This window comes from Pantoea ananatis PA13, from assembly GCF_000233595.1.
GTDB classification, from domain to species: domain Bacteria; phylum Pseudomonadota; class Gammaproteobacteria; order Enterobacterales; family Enterobacteriaceae; genus Pantoea; species Pantoea ananatis.
Genome location: NC_017554.1, coordinates 3000199 through 3019623, shown reverse-complemented (window position 1 = coordinate 3019623; position 19425 = coordinate 3000199). Strand labels below are relative to the sequence as shown.

The 19425-nt window shown below is 54.2% G+C and carries 15 protein-coding genes; 12 read left to right on the top strand and 3 right to left on the bottom strand.

The window, feature by feature from the left end:
• Nucleotides 1-6: 6 nt before the first annotated feature.
• From msbA to kdsB, 5 genes are all read left to right on the top strand, one after another.
• Entirely contained in the window at nucleotides 7-1755 is a 1749-nt protein-coding gene (msbA, locus tag PAGR_RS14230) for a lipid A ABC transporter ATP-binding protein/permease MsbA (protein ID WP_013025243.1), read from the top strand.
• Complete coding sequence (lpxK, locus tag PAGR_RS14225) at nucleotides 1752-2753, top strand: tetraacyldisaccharide 4'-kinase (protein WP_014606192.1); 1002 nt, start codon at nucleotides 1752-1754, stop codon at nucleotides 2751-2753. The genes msbA and lpxK overlap by 4 nt, the downstream gene beginning before the upstream one ends.
• Nucleotides 2754-2777: 24 nt before the next feature.
• Nucleotides 2778-3995, top strand: coding sequence for a winged helix-turn-helix domain-containing protein (locus tag PAGR_RS14220; RefSeq protein ID WP_014606191.1), 1218 nt, complete (start codon nucleotides 2778-2780; stop codon nucleotides 3993-3995).
• Nucleotides 3996-4080: 85 nt separating this feature from the next.
• Nucleotides 4081-4263 (top strand): Trm112 family protein, encoded by a 183-nt coding sequence (locus PAGR_RS14215; protein ID WP_013025246.1) that lies wholly within the window; start codon nucleotides 4081-4083, stop codon nucleotides 4261-4263.
• Entirely contained in the window at nucleotides 4260-5009 is a 750-nt protein-coding gene (kdsB, locus tag PAGR_RS14210; protein WP_013025247.1) for a 3-deoxy-manno-octulosonate cytidylyltransferase, read from the top strand. The genes PAGR_RS14215 and kdsB overlap by 4 nt, the downstream gene beginning before the upstream one ends.
• Before the next feature lie 97 nt (nucleotides 5010-5106).
• Here the strand turns inward: kdsB and elyC are convergent, their stop codons facing one another.
• A complete protein-coding gene (elyC, locus tag PAGR_RS14205; RefSeq protein ID WP_014606190.1) occupies nucleotides 5107-5883 on the bottom strand; it encodes an envelope biogenesis factor ElyC in 777 nt (258 codons plus the stop codon).
• Nucleotides 5884-6008: 125 nt separating this feature from the next.
• Between elyC and cmoM the strand changes: the two genes are divergently transcribed.
• The 7 genes from cmoM to PAGR_RS14170 all read left to right on the top strand — a co-directional run bounded on the left by cmoM (nucleotide 6009) and on the right by PAGR_RS14170 (nucleotide 16672).
• Nucleotides 6009-6794, top strand: coding sequence for a tRNA uridine 5-oxyacetic acid(34) methyltransferase CmoM (gene cmoM / locus PAGR_RS14200; protein ID WP_014606189.1), 786 nt, complete (start codon nucleotides 6009-6011; stop codon nucleotides 6792-6794).
• Nucleotides 6791-8113 carry a chromosome partition protein MukF gene (gene mukF / locus PAGR_RS14195; RefSeq protein WP_013025250.1) on the top strand — a complete coding sequence of 441 codons (1323 nt, stop codon included), beginning with the start codon at nucleotides 6791-6793 and terminating at the stop codon, nucleotides 8111-8113. The genes cmoM and mukF overlap by 4 nt, the downstream gene beginning before the upstream one ends.
• A complete protein-coding gene (mukE, locus tag PAGR_RS14190) occupies nucleotides 8094-8819 on the top strand; it encodes a chromosome partition protein MukE (protein WP_014606188.1) in 726 nt (241 codons plus the stop codon). Before mukF ends, mukE begins: the two co-directional genes overlap by 20 nt.
• Nucleotides 8816-13282 carry a chromosome partition protein MukB gene (gene mukB, locus PAGR_RS14185; protein ID WP_014606187.1) on the top strand — a complete coding sequence of 1489 codons (4467 nt, stop codon included), beginning with the start codon at nucleotides 8816-8818 and terminating at the stop codon, nucleotides 13280-13282. The genes mukE and mukB overlap by 4 nt, the downstream gene beginning before the upstream one ends.
• A 169-nt stretch (nucleotides 13283-13451) precedes the next feature.
• Nucleotides 13452-15269: a L,D-transpeptidase gene (ldtD, locus tag PAGR_RS14180; protein WP_014606186.1), complete on the top strand. Its 1818-nt coding sequence runs from the start codon at nucleotides 13452-13454 to the stop codon at nucleotides 15267-15269.
• Nucleotides 15270-15454: 185 nt separating this feature from the next.
• A complete protein-coding gene (gene mepK, locus PAGR_RS14175; protein ID WP_013025254.1) occupies nucleotides 15455-16003 on the top strand; it encodes a peptidoglycan L,D-endopeptidase MepK in 549 nt (182 codons plus the stop codon).
• A gap of 39 nt (nucleotides 16004-16042) precedes the next feature.
• Entirely contained in the window at nucleotides 16043-16672 is a 630-nt protein-coding gene (locus tag PAGR_RS14170; RefSeq protein WP_014593331.1) for an MBL fold metallo-hydrolase, read from the top strand.
• Nucleotides 16673-16713: 41 nt separating this feature from the next.
• Here the strand turns inward: PAGR_RS14170 and PAGR_RS14165 are convergent, their stop codons facing one another.
• On the bottom strand, nucleotides 16714-17904 hold the full coding sequence (locus PAGR_RS14165) for an amino acid aminotransferase (protein WP_013025256.1): 1191 nt from the start codon (nucleotides 17902-17904) through the stop codon (nucleotides 16714-16716).
• A gap of 210 nt (nucleotides 17905-18114) precedes the next feature.
• On the bottom strand, nucleotides 18115-19224 hold the full coding sequence (ompC, locus tag PAGR_RS14160) for a porin OmpC (protein ID WP_014606185.1): 1110 nt from the start codon (nucleotides 19222-19224) through the stop codon (nucleotides 18115-18117).
• Nucleotides 19225-19425: the final 201 nt, after the last annotated feature.

Genomic DNA, 19425 nt, shown 5'->3' with positions numbered 1-19425 from the left:
TAAATAATGCATCAAGATAAAGATCTCTCAACGTGGCAGACATTCCGTCGACTCTGGCCGATGATCGCACCCAACAAAGCTGGCTTAATTGTGGCGGCTACGGCCCTGATTATTAATGCCGCAGGCGATACGTTAATGCTCTCCCTGTTGAAGCCTTTGCTGGATGACGGCTTTGGTAAAGCGGACAGGTCCGTGATGCTGTGGATGCCGTTGGCAGTTATTGGCTTGATGCTGGTTCGCGGCGTAAGTAGCTATATTTCCAGCTACTGCATTTCCTGGGTATCCGGGAATGTGGTCATGAACATGCGCCGGCGTCTGTTCAGTCATATGATGGGCATGCCGGTGGCCTTCTTCGATCAGCAGTCTACGGGTACGCTCCTCTCGCGTATCACCTATGACTCGGAGCAGGTTGCATCGTCTTCATCAGGCGCACTGGTCACGGTCGTGCGCGAAGGCGCGTCCATCATCGGCCTGTTTATCATGATGTTCTATTACAGCTGGCAGCTGTCGCTGATTCTCATCGTGCTCGCCCCCATTGTTTCCTTTGCCATTCGTATGGTGTCGAAGCGTTTCCGCAACATCAGCAAATCCATGCAAAACACCATGGGGCAGGTGACAACCAGTGCCGAGCAGATGCTGAAAGGGCATAAAGAAGTGCTGATTTTTGGCGGACAGGAAATCGAATCGGCGCGTTTTGCCAAGGTCAGCAACCGTATGCGCCAGCAGGGTATGAAGCTGGTGTCAGCGTCCTCGATCTCCGATCCTGTTATTCAGCTGATTGCCTCGCTGGCGCTGGCATTTGTGCTTTATGCGGCGAGTTTCCCCAGCGTAATGGATACCTTGACCGCCGGTACGATCACTGTGGTGTTCTCATCCATGATTGCGCTGATGCGCCCGCTGAAGTCACTGACCAACGTGAATGCTCAGTTCCAGCGTGGTATGGCGGCCTGCCAGACGCTGTTCTCCATTCTGGACAGCGAGCAGGAAATTGACAACGGTAAGCGTGAAATTACCCGCGCAAAAGGGGATGTCGAGTTCCGTAATGTGACATTTACCTATCCGGGCCGTGAAACGCCTGCCTTGAAAGACATTAATCTGGCGCTGCCGGCAGGCAAAACGGTAGCCCTGGTGGGGCGTTCAGGCTCGGGTAAATCGACCATGGCAAGCCTGTTGACCCGTTTTTATGATATTCAGCAGGGCAACATTTTGCTGGATGGCTACGATTTGCGCGAGTACACGTTATCGTCATTGCGTAATCAGGTCGCGCTGGTGTCGCAAAATGTGCACCTGTTTAATGATACCGTCGCCAATAACATTGCCTATGCGCGCAGCGAGCAGTACAGCCGTGAGGAGATTGAAAAAGCGGCGACCATGGCTCATGCCATGGATTTTATCAATAAAATGGATAAAGGGCTGGATACGGTTATCGGCGAAAACGGCGTCCTGTTGTCTGGCGGTCAGCGTCAACGTATCGCCATTGCGCGTGCGTTACTGCGCGACTGTCCTATCCTGATTCTTGACGAGGCCACTTCGGCGCTGGATACGGAATCTGAACGTGCTATTCAGTCAGCCCTGGATGAGTTGCAGAAAAACCGTACTTCCCTGGTGATTGCACACCGCCTGTCGACTATCGAAAAAGCGGATGAAATTGTGGTCGTGGAAGAGGGCAAAATTATCGAGCGCGGCACGCATGCTGTGCTCCTTGCGGAAAAAGGCGCCTATGCCCAACTTCATAAAATGCAATTTGGCCAATGATTGAGCGCATCTGGAGCGGGCGATCGCCTTTATGGGTACTGTTATGGCCACTTAGTGTGCTATACGGGGCGATTACGGCATTGATCCGCTTCAGTTTTCAACGCGGCTGGCGCAAAAGCTGGCGTGCGCCCGTGCCTGTCGTGGTGGTCGGGAATTTAACCGCAGGCGGGAACGGCAAAACGCCGGTGGTGATTTGGCTGGTAGAGGCCCTGCAACAACGCGGCCTGCGTGTTGGCGTGATTTCACGAGGCTATGGCGGTAAAGCAGACCATTATCCATTGCAGGTCACTGCCGCAACCGCCACTGAACAGGCGGGTGACGAACCCGTTCTGATCGCCCAGCGCACGGCTGCGCCCGTGGCCGTTGCGCCGCGCCGCCGTGAGGCCATTGACCTTCTCCTGAAGCATCACGAGCTGGATCTGATTGTGACTGACGATGGTCTGCAGCATTACGCCTTGCAGCGCGATCGGGAGATTGTCGTGGTGGATGGCGTGCGCCGTTTCGGCAACGGCTGGTGGTTACCTGCTGGCCCAATGCGCGAACGCGCTTCACGTCTCAAAACGGTGGATGCCGTTATCGTCAACGGCGGCGAACCGCAGGCAGGTGAAATTGCGATGCAACTGCGCCCGGGCAAGGCGACGCATCTGCTGAGCGGCGAACAACGCCCGCTCAGCACCTTTCATAACGTTGTTGCTATGGCGGGAATTGGTCATCCGCCACGCTTCTTTAATACCTTAAAGCAGCAAGGGTTAACGCCTGTAGCGGAAATCGCTTTTGCCGACCACCATGCTTACAGCGAAGAAGAACTTTCACGTCTGCTGCAGCCTGAGCAGATGCTGTTGATGACCGAAAAAGATGCGGTAAAGTGCCGGGCATTCGCAAAATCCTCGTGGTGGTATCTGCCGGTTGATGCACAACTGCACGCCGAGGCAGCCACCTTGCTGTTAGAGGATATAGAAAACCTTTGCCGTACGTCTGCACACCGGGCAAAGTACTAACCTCCCCATCTGATAAGGAAGAGAATGAGCATACATTCACTTTCGCGACAGCAGGCACGTAACATCCACCTCGCAGCTCAGGGGCTGCTCCGTCCGGCAGCCCGCCGGGCGCGTCAGCAGGACATTCCAGACTGTATTACCCGAATGGCCTTACTACAAATCGACACCATCAATGTGGTTGCCCGAAGCCCTTATCTGGTGCTGTTTAGTCGTTTAGGGGATTACCCTCAATCCTGGCTGGATACATCCCTGGCTCAGGGGGACATTTTTGAGTACTGGGCCCACGAAGCCTGCTTTATTCCGCGCAACGATTACAAATTACTGCGACATCGCATGCTCTCGCCCGAACGCCTGGGCTGGAAATACAGTGCGCAATGGGCTGCCGAGTATCAGCAGGAGATGGCCGATTTACTGACCTACATCCGCGATAACGGCCCCGTCAGATCGGCCGATTTTGCCACCGAAAAAAATCATAAACCGGGATGGTGGGCGTGGAAACCGCACAAGCGGCATCTCGAAAATCTGTTTAGCGCAGGTGAATTGATGGTAGCAGAGCGCCGAAATTTTCAGCGAGTCTACGATTTACGCACCCGGGTGATGCCGGACTGGCAGGATGCGATCCACGCGATCGGCGAGGATGAAGCGATCCAATTGATGTTGATGAACAGTGCGCGCAGCCTGGGGATTTTTCGCAGTGAATGGCTGGCCGATTATTACCGGCTGAAACAGGCACCGATCAAAGCCTTTATCCAATCGGCGCAGGTCGCGGGAGACATTATTCCGGTCGAGGTCAAGGGGATGGGCGCGATGTGGCTGCACCAGAGCGCGCTGCCCGGATTAACGACGCCTTTGAAAGCGACGCACACCGCGCTGTTATCCCCATTTGATCCCGTAGTCTGGGATCGAAAGCGGGCGCGAGAACTGTTTGATTTTGACTACCGTATCGAATGCTACACGCCTGCCGAAAAGCGCAGGTACGGTTACTTCGTTTTACCTTTGCTGCATCGTGGTCAGCTTAAAGCCCGGCTGGATGCACGAATGATTCGCGCGTCACGTCAGTTGGAGATCAAAAATATCTGGCTGGAGCACGACGTCTCTGTCACCACCTCCTTTCTCCAGGATGCACAACGGGCAATTACCCGTTTCGCGCGCTGGCAGGGTGCAGAGACGGTCGTGTTACAGCAGGCTCCTCCGGCATTGCGGGCACACTGGCCGCGGTTATGGTCGCTGGATAATTCGTGATGCCACAACCGGTGTGGTTTACCCGCTCTTATCAACGCTGTGATATGCTTTAGCGCTTACGCTATCGGTCCGTGATGGAGGATATATGGATCACCGTTTACTCGAAATCGTTGCCTGCCCGGTTTGCAATGGCAAGCTGTATTACAACAACGAACAGCAAGAACTGATCTGCAAGCCCGATGCACTGGCTTTTCCGGTGCGCGATGGCATTCCGGTCCTGTTGGAAAACGAAGCCCGTACGTTGTCGGTTGAAGAGATCCATCCATGAGTTTTATTGCCATCATTCCTGCTCGTTATGCCTCAACCCGTCTACCCGGTAAACCCTTGGTCGATATTCATGGCAAGCCGATGGTGGTACATGTGATGGAACGCGCGCGCGAATCCGGTGCCAGCCGGGTTATCGTGGCGACCGATCACCCGGATGTGGCCAGCGCAGTGGAAGCGTCGGGAGGCGAAGTTTGCATGACGCGCGCCGATCATCATTCAGGCACAGAACGCCTTGCCGAAGTGATTGAGAAGTATCAGTTCGCAGACGATCAAATTATCGTCAATGTTCAGGGCGATGAGCCTATGATCCCGGCCGAAATCGTGCACCAGGTGGCGAATAATCTGGCGCAGTCTGAGGCCGGTATGGCGACGCTGGCCGTGCCCATTACCGATGCAGAAGAAGCCTTTAATCCTAACGCTGTGAAAGTCGTTATGGATGCCAAAGGCTATGCGCTGTATTTTTCTCGTGCGACCATTCCCTGGGACCGCGAGCGCTATGCGGAATCACGCGATCGCATCGGCGATACGCTGCTCCGGCACATTGGCATTTACGCCTACCGGGCAGGCTTTATTCGCCGTTACATCGACTGGGCACCTTGTCCACTTGAGCAGATTGAATTACTCGAGCAGCTCCGGGTGCTGTGGTACGGCGAAAAGATTCACGTGGCGGTAGCAAAAACGGTGCCGGGCGTTGGGGTCGATACGCCAGAGGACCTGATTCGTGTGCGCGCTGCCATGCGCGGCTAAGGTCATCCGTCAGCTTCAGGGCGTGACTACGGCTCTCCGCTCTTCTGATTACCCGATTGAAGGATGCGCGCGGCGTCGTGCGCATCCTCCAACGCTTCTACGAAGCGGGTGTTTCGGTGGGGGGATTAATGCGTTGCAATGCACTGCCGAGCGTTTCATAGATGGCACGTTCGCTGTGGCCCATCCACAGCGGAGAAGGAAAAGCCCGCTCCCACCAGTTGAGCGGGGAGGTAATTGCCAACTGGTTCGCCGGTGCGGCAATCGGGTTAAGCCCTGCCTGCTGGAAGAAACGCATGGCACGCGGCATATGATTCGCTGATGTGACCAGTAAAAAGGAATGATGCCCGATCACTGCGCTGACCGCCCGCGCTTCCTGCTCAGTATCCTTGGGTTGATCCAGAATATAAATATGAGCGTCAGGCACGCCAAGGCTTTCGGCGACCTGTGCGGCCACCCACGCATTACTTTTGGGATTGTGCCCTGCAGCAGCACCGGTAAAGACCATCGTTGCCTGCGGGTTACGCAGCCACTGACGCACGCCCTCTGTCACGCGAGGCAAACTGTTATTCAACAAGTTTGAGCTGGGTGCCCAGGCAGGATTGTAGGTATAGCCTCCACCCAGTACCACGATGTAATCCACTTTCTGGCTACCATTCCATGTTGAATAGTGCGACTCCACCGGCAATAACAGGCGGTCTGCCACAGGCTGTAGGCTAATCAGTAATATTATCAGCCAGCTCACCGAGATGAGTATTTTGCCGCTTTTCTGCCAGCAGCTGAACCAAAGCAGTAAAATGCCTGCCGCCATCAGTAAAAGCAGAAAAGGCAAGGGCAGCAACAGGTTACCGACGGCCTTTTTCAGCATAAAAACCATGTAAAAAACCTCTTGTTGTCCGAAAAAACAGCAGCCAGAGCGCAAGAATGGTATCAAAGCTTCATTCTTACCGTACCTGTGACAAAATAGCATATGTTTCACCGCAGCATACCGGAGCCCACGCCATGCAGGATCGTAACTTTGACGATCTCGCGGATAAATTTTCGCAAAACATTTACGGCACAACCAAAGGCCTGGTGCGTCAGGCCATCTTATGGGATGAGCTGGAAACGATTCTTCCCAGCCTGTCATCCTCCGCGCTGAACGTACTGGATGCGGGCGGCGGCATCGGTCAGATGTCCAGCGGGCTGGCTGGGCGGGGCCACCAGATACTGCTGTGCGATCTTTCCGGAGAGATGTTACGCCGTGCCCAGGAAAATGCGGATGCGCTGGGTGTGAGCCACAACATGCAATTCAAACAAATTAGCGCGCAGCAGGTCGGTGAACATTTGGATAAGCCGGTGGATCTGGTATTGTTTCACGCTGTGCTTGAGTGGGTTGCGGAACCTGAAGCGGTGTTAAAAGCCTTGTTTGATACACTGCGCCCCGGCGGCGTGCTGTCGTTGATGTTTTACAACCTGCATGGGTTAACATTACGCACCCTGACGCTGGGCAACTTTGGTTATCTGCGCACTAACTTGACCAAACGCAAGAAGCGCACGCTGTCACCGGACTATCCCCGCGATCCCGATGACGTGTATCGTTGGCTGGAGAACTGTGGTTTTCAGATTGAACGGCGTGCCGGGATTCGCGTATTCAGCGATTATATGAAGCCGCCTAAAGGCGAGCCAAAGAGCGACGACGAAATTATTGAGATGGAGCGGCGCTTTTGCCGCCAGGAACCCTTTTTAAGCTTAGGGCGTTACATCCACGTGACCGCGCGCAAACCCGGGCAGAAGGACGAATTATGAGTGAATTTTCCCAGACGGTACCGGAGCTGGTATCCTGGGCGCGCAAGAATGACTTCTCGCTTGCGCTGCCAGTTGAACGTCTGGCTTTTTTGCTGGCCATCGCCACGCTAAATGGCGAACGCATGGACGGTGAAATGAGCGAAGGTGACCTGATTGATGCGTTTCGTCACGTCAGCAAAGCCTTTGAGCAAACCAGTGAAACGGTGTTGGTACGCGCCAACAACGCCATCAACGATATGGTGCGCCAGCGCCTGTTAAACCGCTTTACCAGTGAGTTAACCGAGGGCAATGCGATTTATCGCCTGACCCCGTTGGCCATTGGCATCACTGATTACTATATTCGCCAGCGGGAATTCTCCACGCTGCGCCTGTCAATGCAGCTTTCTATCGTGGCGGCGGAGCTGAAGCGCGCCGCGGATGCGGCTCAGGAAAACGGCGATGAATTTCACTGGCACCGCAACGTGTTCGCGCCGCTGAAATATTCGGTGGCCGAAATTTTCGACAGTATCGATATGACGCAGCGCCTGATGGATGAGCAACAGCAGGCGGTTAAGACGGATATTGCCGAACTGCTGAACAAAGACTGGCGAGCCGCGATTTCGAGCTGTGAAATGTTGCTGTCGGAAACCTCAGGTACGCTGCGTGAACTGCAGGATACGCTGGAGGCAGCGGGCGATAAGCTGCAGGAAAATCTGCTGCGCATTCAGGATGCCACGCTGGACAGCCCGGATCTGGGTTTTGTCGACAAACTGGTTTTCGATTTGCAAAGCAAACTCGATCGCATTACCAGTTGGGGGCAGCAGGCCATCGATCTCTGGATTGGCTACGATCGCCACGTGCATAAATTCATTCGTACCGCCATCGACATGGACAAAAACCGCGTTTTCGCCCAGCGTTTGCGTGTTTCTGTGCAGAACTATTTTGATGCGCCCTGGGCGCTCACCTATGCCAACGCCGAACGTCTTTACGATATGCGTGACGACGAACTGACGCTGCGCAATGACGAAGTTATGGGCGAATTGCCGGCCGAGCTGGAGTTTGAAGAATTCAATGAAATTCGCGAGCAGCTGGCGGCCATGATTGAAGAAGCCTTAGAGATTTATAAAACGCAGCAAAAACCGCTCAACCTCGCCGCTGTGATGCGCGACTATCTGGCTCAATATCCACGCGCGCGTCACTTTGACCTGGCGCGTATTGTGGTGGATCAGGCCGTGCGGCTCGGCGTAGCGGAAGCCGATTTAGCCGGCTTGCCTGTGGAATGGCAAGCCATTAATGATTACGGAGCCAAGGTGCAGGCACATGTCATCGACAAATATTGAACAAGTGATGCCGGTTAAACTGGCACAGGCACTGGCAAATCCGATTTTTCCGGCGCTGGACAGCCAGTTACGCGCCGGACGCCACATTGGTATCGAAGAGCTGGACAATCATGCTTTTCTGATGGATTACCAGCAGTATCTGGAAGAGTTTTACACCCGCTACAACGTTGAGCTGATTCGCGCGCCAGAGGGATTCTTCTATCTGCGTCCGCGTTCAACCACGCTCATTCCCCGTTCTGTCCTGTCTGAGCTGGATATGATGGTCGGTAAAATCCTTTGCTATCTCTATCTCAGCCCGGAACGCCTGGCGAATGAAGGCATTTTTACCCAGCAGGAACTTTATGACGAGCTGCTGTCCCTGGCGGATGAAAGTAAACTGCTGAAACTGGTTAATCAGCGCTCAACCGGCTCAGATCTCGATCGCGCCAAGCTGCAGGAAAAAATGCGTGCGTCTTTAAGCCGCCTGCGCCGTCTTGGCATGGTGTGGTTTTTTGGCAACGACAGCAGCAAGTTCCGTATTATCGAGTCCGTTTTTCGCTTCGGCGCCGATGTGCGCAGCGGTGACGATCCGCGGGAAGCGCAGCTGCGCCTGATTCGTGACGGTGAGGCAATGTTGCTGGATAACGCCACGGCCACGACTGAGGCTGATGACAGTGATGAGAATGACAGCGATGCGGGTGATATCGCGGAGGAAGAACAGGCATGATTGAACGCGGCAAATTTCGTTCGCTAACGCTGATCAACTGGAACGGTTTTTTTGCCCGAACCTTTGATCTCGATGAACTGGTCACCACGCTGTCGGGCGGTAACGGGGCAGGCAAGTCAACCACCATGGCGGCCTTTGTAACGGCGCTTATCCCTGACTTAACGCTGCTGCACTTCCGTAACACGACCGAAGCGGGCGCGACCTCAGGATCACGTGATAAAGGCCTGCACGGTAAACTCCGTGCCGGTGTTTGCTATGCCATGCTGGACGTCGTCAATTCACGTCACCAACGCGTGGTGGCGGGCGTCAGACTGCAGCAGATCGCCGGACGCGATAAGAAAGTCGATATCAAACCTTTCAGTATTCATGGTTTACCTACAGATACGCTGCCTACTGATATGCTGACGGAAATCCTCAACAGCCGTCAGGCGCGCGTGTTACCGCTTAATGAGGTAAAAGAACGCGTTGAGGCGCTGGAAGGCGTGCAGTTCCGTCAGTACAGCTCGGTCACCGACTATCACGCCATGATGTTTGATCTCGGCGTTGTCCCGCGTCGTCTGCGTTCGGCCAGCGATCGCAGCAAGTTTTACCGCCTGATTGAAGCCTCTCTTTACGGCGGTATCTCCAGTGCGATTACCCGCTCGCTACGTGATTATCTGTTGCCGGAAAACAGCGGCGTGCGTAAAGCCTTTCAGGATATGGAAGCGGCGCTGCGCGAGAACCGTATGACGCTGGAAGCGATCCGCGTCACCCAGTCGGATCGTGACCTGTTTAAGCACCTTATTTCTGAGGCCACCAGCTATGTGTCGGCGGATTATATGCGTCATGCCAACGAGCGACGCATCCACCTCGACAGCGCCTTACAGCTGCGCAATGAGCTGCTCAGCGGTCGCAAACAGCTGGCTTCTGAACAGTACCGCCATGTAGAGATGGCGCGCGAGCTGGCCGAACATAGCGGGGCGGAAAACGATCTCGAAGTCGATTATCAGGCGGCGAGCGATCACCTGAATCTGGTGCAGACGGCGATGCGCCAGCAGGAAAAAATTACGCGCTATGACAGCGATATTGAAGATCTTACGATCCGTCTGGAAGAGCAGAGCGAAGTCGTTGCTGAAGCGCGCGAAATCCAGGAAGAAAATGAGGCCCGTGCCGAAGCCGCAGAACTGGAAGTGGATGAGCTGAAGAGCCAGTTGGCCGATTTTCAGCAGGCGCTGGATGTGCAGCAAACCCGTGCTATTCAGTATCAACAGGCATTACAGGCGCTGGAACGCGCCCGCACGCTTTGTCAGTTGCCAGACTTAACCATCGATAATGCCGCCGAATGGCAGGCCAGTTTCCAGGCCAAAGAAGAAGAAGCCACCGGGCAACTGCTGAATCTGGAGCAGAAGCTGAGTGTAGCGGAAGCCGCCCACAGCCAGTTTGAACAGGCGTTATCACTGGTCACCAGCATTGCCGGTGAGGTTAGCCGCAAAGAAGCCTGGCAGGTCGGGCGCGATCTGCTGCGCGATGCCAGCAATCAACGTCACCATGCCGATCAGCTTTCCTCCCTGCGCCTGCGCCTGAATGAACTCGAACAGCGCCTGCGTGAGCAGCAGGAAGCCGAGCGTCTGCTGGCAGAGTTCTGTAAACGTCAGGGGCAGCATTACGATCCTGACGCGCTGGAAGGCCTTCAGCGTGAGCTTGAAGCGCAAATCGAGCAGCTGAACAGCAGCGTGGCAGACGCGGGCGAACAGCGCATGATGATGCGTCAGGAACTTGAGCAACTGCGCGAACGTATCACCGCGCTGACCGCGCGCGCGCCGCACTGGCTGGCCGCGCAAGAAATCCTGACTCAGCTCAGTGAGCAAACCGGTCAGGACCTGGCCAACAGCCAGGATGTGACGGAATACATGCAGCAGCTGCTGGAGCGCGAGCGTGAAACCACCGTTGAGCGTGACGAAGTAGCAGCCCGCAAGCGTGAAATTGAGCAGCAGATTGAACGTCTCAGCCAACCGGGCGGTGCCGAAGATCCTCGCCTGAATCAGCTGGCTGAGCGATTTGGCGGCGTACTGTTGTCGGAAATTTATGATGACGTAACGCTGGACGATGCGCCTTACTTTTCTGCCTTGTACGGCCCATCGCGCCACGCCATTGTCGTACCCGATCTGTCGCTGGTGCGCGAGCAACTCGATGGCTTAGAAGAGTGCCCGGAAGATCTGTACCTGATCGAAGGGGATCCGCAGTCGTTTGATGACAGCGTGTTTAGCGTAGACGAGCTCCAGAACGCCGTCGTGGTTAAAGTCGCCGAGCGTCAGTGGCGCTATTCCCGCTTCCCGAAAATCCCGCTGTTTGGTCGGGCGGCGCGCGAAAACCAGCTTGAATTACTCAATAACGAGCGCGACCGGCTGGCGGAACGTTACGCCACCTTGTCGTTTGACGTACAAAAGACGCAACGTCTGCATCAGTCATTTAGTCGCTTTATCGGCAGCCATCTTGCGGTGGCCTTTGATGATGACCCAGAAGCGCAAATCCGTCAGCTCGGCGCCCGTCGCGGTGAGCTGGAACGTGCGCTCAATCAGCATGAAAGTAATAATCAGCAACAGCGTCAGCAGTATGAACTGGCAAAAGAGGGCGTTGCACAGCTTAATCGCCTGCTGCCGCGCATCAGTCTGCTGCGGGATGAGACGCTGGCGGATCGCTGTGAGGAGATTCGCGAGCAGGTTGAAGAGGCACAGGAGGCCGCGCGTTTCCTCCATTTGCATGGCGCAAAACTGGCCAGACTGGAGCCGATGCTTGCGGTACTGCAAAGCGATCCTGAACAGCATGAGCAGTTGCAGGCGGATTACCAGCAGGCGCAGCAACAGCAACGTAACGCGCGTCAGCAGGCGTTTGCCTTGACAGAAGTGGTGCAGCGCCGTGCGCATTTCGGCTATGACGACTCTGCCAGCATGCTGGGCGGCAACAACGATCTCAGCGACAAACTGCGTCAAAGGCTGGAGCAGGCAGAAGCCGAGCGCAGCCGCTGTCGTGAGCGTTTGCGCGCCCATCAGTCGCAGCTGACGCAATATTCTCAGGTGCTGGCATCGCTTAAAAGCGCCTATGATGCCAAGCGCGATATGCTGAAAGAGCTGCAGCAGGAAATGCAGGATATCGGTGTTCAGGCCGATGCCAGCGCGGAAGAACGCGCGCGTATCCGCCGGGATGAACTTTATACGGCGTTAAGTCACAACCGCGCCCGCCGTAATCAGCTGGAGAAACAGCTCACTTTCTGCGAAGCAGAAATGGACAACCTGCAGAAAAAACTGCGCCAGCTTGAACGTAACTATCACCAGATCCGCGAACAGGTGGTGAGTGCTAAGGCGGGCTGGTGCCTGGTGCTGCGTCTGGTGAAAGATAACGGTGTTGAACGTCGTCTGCATCGTCGTGAACTGGCTTATCTCAGTGGCGATGAACTGCGTTCCATGTCGGATAAGGCACTGGGCGCACTGCGCCTGGCGGTGGCCGATAACGAACATCTGCGCGATGTGCTGCGTTTGTCTGAAGATCCGAAACGCCCGGAACGTAAGATTCAGTTTTTCATCGCCGTGTATCAACATCTGCGCGAACGTATCCGCCAGGATATCATTCGCACGGACGATCCGGTTGAAGCCATCGAGCAGATGGAGATTGAACTCAATCGACTGACGGAAGAGCTGACGGCCCGTGAGCAAACCCTGGCTATCAGTTCACGCAGCGTCGCGAATATTATTCGTAAAACGATTCAGCGTGAACAGAACCGTATCCGCCAGCTGAATCAGGGGCTGCAAACCGTGAGCTTTGGTCAGGTGCGCAGCGTCCGGCTGAACGTCAACGTGCGCGAAACGCATGCCATGCTGCTGGACACCTTGTCTGAAGAGCACGAACAGCATCAGGATCTGTTTAACAGCAACCGACTCACGTTCTCGGAAGCGCTGGCTAAACTCTACCAGCGTCTGAATCCGCATATTGATATGGGGCAGCGTACACCACAAACCATCGGTGAAGAGCTACTGGATTACCGTAACTACCTTGAGATGGAAGTCGAGGTCAACCGGGGTTCAGATGGTTGGTTGCGTGCCGAAAGTGGCGCGCTTTCCACCGGTGAGGCCATTGGTACGGGGATGTCAATTCTGGTCATGGTGGTGCAGAGCTGGGAAGAGGAATCACGTCGCCTGCGCGGTAAAGATATTTCGCCTTGCCGTCTGCTGTTCCTGGATGAAGCCGCACGTCTGGATGCGCGCTCAATCGCGACCCTGTTTGAACTCTGTGAGCGACTGGAGATGCAGCTGGTGATCGCGGCGCCAGAAAATATCAGTCCGGAGAAGGGCACCACCTATAAACTGATGCGTAAAGTGTTTAACAACACCGAGCACGTTCACGTGGTAGGATTGCGGGGCTTCGCGGCCGATCCACTGCCCGTGAAACGCAGCAGCGAAGCCGATCCGGCGAGTGAAACCACGACATAATATTCACGATGCAGAGATAGTCAAAAACAGCGCCATTAGTTAATCTGGTAACGGCATTTGTCACAGGAGGCAAATGCCGTTTTTATTTGTATACTCAATAATATGAGTAACAGCCCGATCGCAGTTGTTTCCTGACAGGCTGCGCGGTAGATCAATGAAGGGGGCAGGGATGTTACTGTATAAACGCTTCAAAATTCATCAGGTTAGTTCGTGGCTGACGCTAGCGCTCACGCTCATTCCCTGTGCAATGGCTCAGGCTGCGATCATCGCCGCGATGCCCGGTACGCACGCGGCGTACGCCACCACATCCGTCAGTGAGAGTCAGCAGAAGATTCGCCAGGCGTTTTCAGGCGACAGCCAGCCTTTTTACGGTGCTTCTCTGGCCGCGCTCTACGCCGCGCGTAACATGCAGCCGATCTGGCAGGATCATGAAGCCGTACAGAAATTTCAGCAGCAGCTGGCGGAGGTTGCCCTCTCCGGCGTGCAGCCGCAGTTTACCCGCTGGGTCGATCGCCTGACCGATCCTGACATCACAGGCTTTGCCCGTGATGTCACGTTGTCTGATGCGATGCTAGGCTATTTGCAGTTTGTCTCCTCGGTGCCTGCTCAGGGAGAAATCTGGCTGTACAGCACCACGCCCTACAAGCTGGCTGTGCCTTCTGTATCCGTGATCAATGCCTGGCAAAATGCCGTCAATGCGGGCAGTTCGGCGGCGTTTGTTAATTCACTGGTGCCGCAGCATCCGCAGTATCCACTCATGCATAAGGCCCTGAAAAGCCTGCTTGAAGATAAACAACCCTGGCCACAAATTAAAAATCGCGACACGTTACGACCTGGACAGGTCAGTGACGATGTGCCGGCGTTGCGGGAAATTCTTCGCCGCAGCGGCATGCTGAGTGCACAGGTAACCGCACCCGCGCCCAATGAGGATGCCGTTCCCACCGCACCCGTTGCCGTCAGCCACAGCGAGCAGCCTGTCGCCGTGAGCCCTTCGGCAGTCACGGTTAACGATATACCTGCTGCGGCACCCGGTGTTCAGGGTAACGTCCAGAATGCTCCCGCTGCGCCCGGCAGTGTGAATGTTTATAACGATGAGCTGGTCGCGGCGGTAAAACGCTTTCAACAGTGGCAGGGGCTGGACGCCGATGGGGCGATTGGCCTGCGTACACGGGAATGGCTGAATGTCTCTCCTCAACAGCGTGCGGCCTTGCTGGCGCTGAATATCCAGCGGCTGCGTTTGCTGCCGGATGATATGCACAACGGCATTATGGTGAACATCCCCAACTATTCGCTGAATTATTACAACAACGGCACTAAAGTGCTGTCCTCCCGGGTCATCGTGGGACGACCAGATCGTAAAACGCCGTTGATGCGAAGCGCACTAAATAATGTGGTGTTGAATCCGCCCTGGAATGTGCCGACCAATCTGGTGCGTCAGGACATTATTCCTAAGGTGAAACAGGACCCAACCTATCTGTATAAACATGGATATACGCTGCTGTCTGGCTGGAGCGCCGATTCCGAAGTCATCGATCCCAGCATGATTGACTGGAGCATGGTGTCAGCCTCATCTTTCCCTTACCGCATACGTCAGGCACCTGGGCAAACCAATTCACTCGGTCGCTATAAGTTTAATATGCCAAGCTCGGATGCGATTTATCTGCATGACACGCCGAACCACAATCTGTTTCAGCGCGATATTCGTGCGCTCAGCTCGGGCTGCGTGCGCGTGAATAAAGCTTCGGAACTGGCCGGTATTCTGTTGCAGGATGTCGGTTGGAATGACGCGCGTATCTCTGACACGCTCAAGCAGGGCGACACGCGCTATGTACCCATTCGGCATCGCATCCCGGTTAACTTGTATTATTTAACGGCCTGGGTTGCGGATGACGGCAAAACGCAGTTCCGTACAGATATTTACAATTATGATAATACGGCGCGTTCGGCGAGCCAGGTCTTAAGCCGTGCGCAGCAGTTATTACTCTAATAGTTGATTTTCAATCGTTAGTCGTACGGTATGTCCGTTATTCAGTCCTGTCATTCAGGCGGCTTTATCCGGAGCCGCCTTCCAAACTTGCCCATAATGGGTTGACGTGCTACCGCCATAAAGTTATGGTTCGCCAGTACGTTTTTTGCACATGTCTTTGACTCTGCTTTCAGGTAAACCGCTCCATGTCTACAATCGATTCTTTACGTCGCAAACTGCTGCTTTGCGGAAGTGCCGCTGCCGGCCTGGCCTTACTGCCAGAGACCGCGATGGCTTCACTCTCCACTTCACGCCCGCGGATATTAACGCTCAATAATCTTCACACTGGTGAAACCCTTAAAACGGAATTCTTTAACGGTAAAAGTTACGACAAAAGTGAATTGTCACGCCTGAACCACTTTTTCCGCGACTACCGTGCCAATAAAACCAAAAGTATCGATCCCCACTTATTTGACCAGCTCTATCGCCTTCAGGCGCTGTTAGAAACGCGCAAACCCGTCCAGCTCGTCTCCGGCTATCGCTCACTGGCGACGAACAATATGCTGCGGGAATCCGGGCCCGGTGTGGCAAAACACAGTTATCACACCAAAGGCCAGGCGATGGATTTCCACATTGAAGGGGTGACGCTGGCGAATGTACGCAAAGCCGCATTAAAAATGCGTGCCGGTGGTGTAGGATATTACCCCAGCAGCAACTTTGTACATATTGATACCGGTCCCGTCAGGCACTGGTAGTAACGTCGGCAACGCTGCAGGTGCCGACCATGGAGCGTTATGAATTATCACATTATCCCCGTCACCGCCTTCGCCCAGAACTGTTCGGTTATCTGGTGCGAAACCACGCGTGAATCGGCCCTGGTGGACCCGGGTGGCGATGCCGATACCATCAGGCAAACGCTGGCGCAGCTTGATTTGAAGCCTGCACAGATTCTGCTTACGCATGGTCACCTCGATCATGTTGGGGCAGCGGCAGAACTGGCTGCATTCTGGCAGGTGCCGCTGGTCGGCCCGCAAAAGCAGGATGCTTTCTGGCTGGAATCCTTACCTACTCAAAGCCAAATGTTTGGGCTGGAATATTGTGCCCCGTTGACGCCGGATCGCTGGCTGGAGGAGGGGGATACCGTTCAGGTTGGTCAGGTCACGCTTGATGTGCTGCACTGTCCCGGACATACGCCGGGGCACATTGTATTTTTTGATGCCAAAGGCCGCTTACTGGTCTCAGGTGATGTGATCTTTAGCGGCGGCGTCGGGCGTACCGACTTCCCGCAGGGTAATCATCAACATCTCATTGATGCGATAAATAATAAGCTGCTGCCGCTCGGCGACGATGTGACGTTTTTACCCGGTCACGGGCCTGTGTCAACGCTGGGGCGTGAACGTCTGACCAATCCTTTCCTGCAATAAAAAATGGGCCAGAGTGGCCCATTTTTTTATACGCGATGCGCTTAAAGTACGGCGACAATCGCCTCGCACAGTGCAGACATATTATCTGGTGTCATACCGGCAACGTTTACGCGGCCTGAATTAACGGCATAAACCCCAAACTCCTCGCGCAGGCGAATGACCTGATCTTTGGTCAGCCCACTGAACGAGAACATGCCATTCTGCTTGATGATAAAGCTGAAGTCCTGCTGCGCACCTTTATCCGCCAGGGTGTTCACAAACAGTTGGCGCATGCGCTGGATACGCTGACGCATATCAGACAGCTCTTGCTGCCAGATAGTGCGGAGCGCGTCGTTGCCCAGAATCGTGGCCACCACGGCCGCACCGTGTGACGGCGGGTTAGAATAGTTGGCGCGGATGGTGTATTTCACCTGGCTGAATGCGGTGTCGGCCGTCGCGGCATCGCCCGCAACCAGCGTAATCGCACCCACACGTTCGTTATACAGGCCGAAGTTCTTGGAATAAGAACTGGCGACAATCAGTTCCTGATGGCTTGCCGCAAAAATGCGCAGACCTTCAGCATCCTCTTCCAGACCACGGGCAAAGCCCTGGTAGGCAAAGTCAAACAGGGGCAGCCAGCCGTTAGCCAGAGAGAGCTGTGCCAGCTGTTGCCACTGCTCTGCAGTAGGATCGATACCGGTCGGGTTATGGCAGCAGCCATGAAACAGCACCACATCACCGGCTTTCACCTCTTTCAGTGAGGCCAGCATGCCGTCAAAATCCAGGGTATGGTTTGCTGCGTCATAGTACTGGTATTCGCATACCTCAAGCCCGGCGGCATTAAACACGTTTTTGTGGTTCGGCCAGCTCGGGTTGCTCACCCACACGCGCTTAACGGACGTCTGAGTAGACAGGAAATCCGCGGCGACGCGCAGTGCGCCTGTACCGCCCGGCGTCTGCGCCGTGCGGGCTCTGCCCGCCGCGATCAGGGCATTGCCTTGACCAAATAACAATTCCTGCGTGCAGTGCGCGAAATCTGGCAGACCGTCAATGCTCAGGTAATTTTTGCTGGTTTCGTGTTCAAGCAGGTACTGCTCTGCTTTCTTAACGCTGGTGAGCACCGGGGTTTTTCCGGTTTCATCTTTGTAAACACCAATACCGAGATTGATTTTATTGGGGCGGTCGTCGGCACGAAAGAGATCGGCCAGGCCAAGAATGGGGTCAGCGGGTGCAGCAGAGATCGATTCAAACATGAGTCGGGTCCAGTAGCGTGAACTTTAGCAAATGAACCATCAGGTTAACGTCAGCACGGCGAAATGCCAACCGTTTGCGATAAAATTCATCGTCTGTGCGACAGAATTACCCGTTCTAATGTTAACAGTGTGATAGCGCGGGGCTTAGTGCGAGGAAACGGCAATAAAAAACGGAGCCGAAGCTCCGTTTTTTGTACTGCATCAACAAAGTTAGAACTGGTAAACCAGACCAACACCAACTACGTCATCTGTATTCAGACCCAGCGGGTTGTTGTCTTTCAACTGGTTAATTTTGTAATCAACGTAGGTGGCTATGTTTTTGTTAAAGTAGTAAGTTGCTGCAACATCGAAATATTTGTAGATATCAGCATCGCCAATACCTTCGATATCTTTGCCTTTAGACTGAACGTAGGCCAGAGATGGACGCAGACCAAAGTCAAACTGGTACTGTGCAACAAGTTCAATAATCTGAGCCTTATTAGCAAAAGCGTCAACAGTGTTTCCAGGTGTGGTCAGAACTGTAATTTGAGCTGCATTACGCATTTCACCATACATCGCTGCCAAATAGATGTTGTTCGCATCATATTTCAGAGCAGTTGCCCAGCTCTCAGCGTGCTTACCTGCACCAATAACGTTACCATTTGCCGCGACACCTTGAGACTGCGTATCAGTACGATCACTGCTGCTATATGCACCTACAACGCCTACACCGATTGGAGAAGTATAGGAAGATGACACACCCCAGCCATCGCCGTTAGCAGTTTGGCCATTTCTGTTCGCGTTGTCGTTCTTACCTTGGTATTGAACAGCAAAGTTCCAACCATCTACCAGACCAAAGAAGTTGGTATTGCGGTAAGTCAACAGACCAGTGCTACGGCCATTCATAAAGTTATCAGAGTTACCTGAGTCACCACCGAATACTGGCAGCATATCGGTCCAGCCGATTGCATCGTAAACCACACCGTAGTTACGGCCGTAGTCGATTGAGCCAGCGTCACCGAATTTCAGACCGGCGAAGCCTAAACGTGTTTTATTACCATTGTTCGCATCGCCGCCTTCAGAATTGTTTGCCTGGAAGTTGTACTCCCACTGACCGTAACCAGTCATCTGGTCATTAATTTGGGTCTCGCCCTTAAAACCGAAGCGAGCATACGATTTGTCACCATCAGCGCCTGCGTTGTCAGAAAACTGATGACGCGCATCGAGTTTACCGTATAGGTCCAGCTTGTTGCCGTCTTTGTTATAAACTTCTGCTGCGTTAGCTGCGCCGGCGGCGAGCAGAGCAGGGATAACCACTGCCAGAATGTTGCGCTTCATCATTATTTATTACCCTCATTGGAGTTATTTGGACACCTGCCACTGCCGTCAAGAAAACTTTACGTGAACCTTGAAAGAAGTTTGGTGTCTCCTGTGTCTGCACGCATCTTTCCATCCCCCATCGGGTAATTCTACTGCGAAAATGCTACAAAAGTCGTAATCTTGTTTCAAATATAAAAAATGTATTACAAAATGTAAAAATAA